4 protein-coding genes are annotated in these 3508 nt (G+C 59.8%); 2 read left to right on the forward strand and 2 right to left on the reverse strand.

Translation table 11 applies throughout. The features are described from left to right. Positions 1–443, forward strand: a 443-nt coding sequence (locus tag AC1D00_RS32165) for an adenylate/guanylate cyclase domain-containing protein (protein ID WP_477013433.1), incomplete at its 5' end; no start/stop codon positions are given. Further along, complete coding sequence (locus AC1D00_RS32170; protein WP_477013434.1) at positions 440–1732, forward strand: ABC transporter substrate-binding protein; 1293 nt, start codon at positions 440–442, stop codon at positions 1730–1732. The genes AC1D00_RS32165 and AC1D00_RS32170, both read left to right, overlap by 4 nt. 153 nt (positions 1733–1885) lie before the next feature. Here the strand turns inward: AC1D00_RS32170 and AC1D00_RS32175 are convergent, their stop codons facing one another. After that, complete coding sequence (locus AC1D00_RS32175) at positions 1886–2521, reverse strand: LysE family translocator (protein ID WP_477013435.1); 636 nt, start codon at positions 2519–2521, stop codon at positions 1886–1888. A 274-nt stretch (positions 2522–2795) separates the two neighbouring features. Next, positions 2796–3508 (reverse strand): oligopeptide/dipeptide ABC transporter ATP-binding protein (locus AC1D00_RS32180; RefSeq protein ID WP_477013436.1); only part of this gene is annotated, 713 nt, incomplete at its 5' end.

Below are 3508 nucleotides of genomic sequence, written 5' to 3' on the forward strand. Positions count from 1 at the left end.
TCGCTGAAGGGGGCACGGTCGACAAATTCATCGGCGACGCGGTGATGGTTTTCTGGAACGCGCCGAACCCGCAGGCGGATCACGTCGCCCGTGCTTGCCGGGCGGTGCTGGCAGCGAAGGCCGCCGGCGAGCGGCTCAACGTCGAGTTCGAGGCCGATGGACTGAAGCCTTTCATCACAAGATTCGGCATTCATGTCGGCGAAGCGGTGGTGGGTAACCTCGGATCCAGCGAGCGCATGAACTACACGGCGCTCGGTAATACCGTCAATCTCGCTGCCCGCCTTGAAGGCCTGAACAAGGATACCCGGACAACGATCCTGGTTAGTGAGGATGTGTACTCCCGGGTCGAAAGTCTCTTCAAGTTCAGGGCTCTTGATGCCGTCGTTGCCAAGGGCATGACACGCGAAACTCGTATTTTCGAACTCGTCGGGGCATCGACATGAGTAAGTCACCGCTGTCTTGCGGCATTCTGTCGACGCTGCTGGCGCTCTGGCTGAGCCTTGCCGGTTCATTCGTTCACGCCGCCCAAGACACGATCAAGGTCGGTATCCTGCACTCACTGTCCGGCAATTTGGCGATTAGCGAGTCCGTCCTCAAAGACACGGTCCTGATGCTGATTGCGGACCAGAACAGGAAGGGAGGGCTGCTTGGAAAGCGACTCGAGCCGGTCGTTGCTGACCCCGCGTCCGATTGGAACACCTTTGCCGAAAAGGCCGGCGTGTTGTTGACCCAGGACAAGGTCGCGGTGGTCTTTGGCGGCTGGACGTCTCTTTCCCGAAAAGCGGCAATTCCCATTTTCGAGCAAATGAACGGCTTGCTCTACTATCCCGTTCAATCCGAAGGCGAAGAAAGTTCTCGCAACGTTTTCTACCTGGGCGCCACGCCGAGCCAGCAGGCGATACCGGCGATCCGCTACCTGATGAGCAAGGAGGGTGGCAATGTTCGCCGATGGGTCTTGCTCGGAACCGACTATCTCTATCCGCGCAAGACCAACGAGATTATGAGCGTCTATCTCGCGACCGAGGGTGTGTCTGCAGAGGACATTACGGCGATCTACGCATCGCCGGACCAATCCGACTGGCGCGAGATCGTTCAGAGCGTGAAGGCCTATGCCTCCGGAGGAAAGAAGACGGCAGTGATCTCAACCGTCATCGGTGAATCAAACGTTCAACTGTACGCCGAGCTGGTGAAGCAACAGATCGATACGAGCAAAACGCCATTTATGACTCTCACCGTCAGCGAGCGGGAGTTGCGTGGCCTGGATCTCGGCGGACTTGCCGGGCACCTGGCTGCGCGAAACTACTTTCAGTCCGTCAAGTCGCCGGAAAACGACGTGTTCGTGAAAATGTGGGCGGATTTCAACGAACAGCGGGACACCACCACCAATGATCAGATGGAAGCGACCTTCCTTGGCTTCAGGATGTGGACTCAGGCTGTCAGTCAAGCAGGCACGGCTGATGTCAATGCCGTCAGGCAAGCCATGTACGGCCAGCGAGTCAATGCGCCAAGCGGCTTTGAAGTGGTGATGAACACCAATCATCATCTCTCCAAGCCAGCCATGATCGGCAAGCTCCAGGCTTCAGGAAGCTTCGATGTGGTCTGGCAGTCAATCAACCCGATCAAGGCTTCGGTTTGGAGCAGGTACCTTCCCGAGAGCGCAAAGCGCACCGCTGATTGGACCTTCCCCTGGGTTTGCGGCGGATGTACCGAGCCGACCTTCAAAGATAGGTAGCCGGTCGATATACGAAGCAACACGCTGTCCATCGAAAACGACTTCGGCCACGATCGCACCGGCCGGACCACCACGGGGCGGAAGAGGACGGCGGTCGGCGTCGGGGCGAGCCGGACATCGACGAAGACTTATGAGCAGGCGTCCTCGTACCCTCTACCGCTGCTCGGTGGCGATGCGCAAACCCAAAGCAATCAGGACCATTCCGGTCATGCCTTCTACGAGGCGACGCATTGTGGGGCCTTGAAGTGCATTCCGCATCTTGTGGATAGCTGCGGCATAAACCGCGAGCCAGAGAAAGGTCATACCTGCAAAGACAATTCCAAGAGCGAGCAGTGTGGCGAAGGTCGAACCGCCTATCGGTGCGAACTGGGGAAGCAGGCTGGTGAAGAAAACAGCCATCTTAGGATTGCCGAGATCGCTGATGAGCCCCTGCCTGAAAGCCATCGAAGGGCTAACGCGGCTATGCGAGTGGCTTTCCACCGAGATCCCCGAACCTTGTTCCCCCGGCCAAAGAGCTTCGCGTAACGCGGAGATGCCCAGATAGATAAGATAAGCGGCGCCCAAATACTTGATCGCAATAAATAGTGGCGCCGAGGCCACCACGAGAGCAGCAAGGCCGACGCTGGTCGCCAGGGCCCAGATTGTCTGCCCAACTGCTATGCCCGCCGCCGTCCAAATCCCGCCAGTCCGCCCGGCTAGAAGGGCGCTGCGGATTGTTGTGGCCGTGTCGGGCCCCGGCGTGATGATGACGATTATCGACACCCCGATGAATGCAAGAAAAGATAGCATGCCCGCCGCTCCTCCACATTGCCGTCGACTATAACACACACTGCCGAGTGTTTGGTTCGGTTCGGCGCACCATGCGTGAAGCGGTCTGGAGGCGAGAGACCCGCATGGTCGGCACCTGGCCGACGCGGTGATCGTACGCACCATCGACGCTCGCGTCGACAGGCTTGCTGGATCAGACGCGGTGTGCAGGGCGGGCGTGAGGACAGAGCTTAGGCTGCCACCGTACGGTTGGCCCATCCTGGGCCAGCGACGGTATGCTTGATGTGCTCGCCGGCTACACGTTGTGGCAGGCAATGGCTCTGCCGTCCGTGCCGGCAGACCGAAGCTCAGGAACTTCGACCTGGCAGCGATCGCTGGCTATCGGGCAACGTGGGGCGTAGGCGCAGCCGCGTGGCCGCTTGAAGAGGCTTGGCGGTTCACCCGTTTCGATCGCACCGAGAATCCGCTTGGATGGGTCCGGCTTCGGAATTGCCGCCACCAGCGAACGTGTATAGGGGTGGCGCGGATCATCCAAAACTGTCCGCGTTGCGGCCTGCTCCACGATCCGACCCATGTACATCACGGCAACGCGATTGCTGATTTGCCCAATGACGCCGAGGTCGTGGGAGATGAACAGCATCGACAGCCCCAGCTGCTCACGCAGGTCCATCATCAGATTGAGCACTTGGGCCTGCACGGACACGTCCAGGGCCGAGACCGGCTCGTCGGCGATCACAATGGACGGTGAGGGAAGAATTGTTCGTGCGATGCCGGCCCGTTGCCGCTGCCCGCCGCTCAGTTCGTACGGATAGCGCGCGGCGAAAGACGGATCCAGGCCGACCGCCGTCAGTGTGGCGGCGATCGCCGCGCTGCGCCCGGCGCGACTGGTGAAGAAACCATTGATATCGCCAGCCTCCGCGACCGAATCTCCGATCGTGCGCCGCGGATTGAGCGATGCATAGGGATCCTGGAAAACCATCCGGATGTTCAGACGCATGTCGCGAAGGC

The organism is Bradyrhizobium sp. P2_E8 (genome assembly GCF_056403875.1).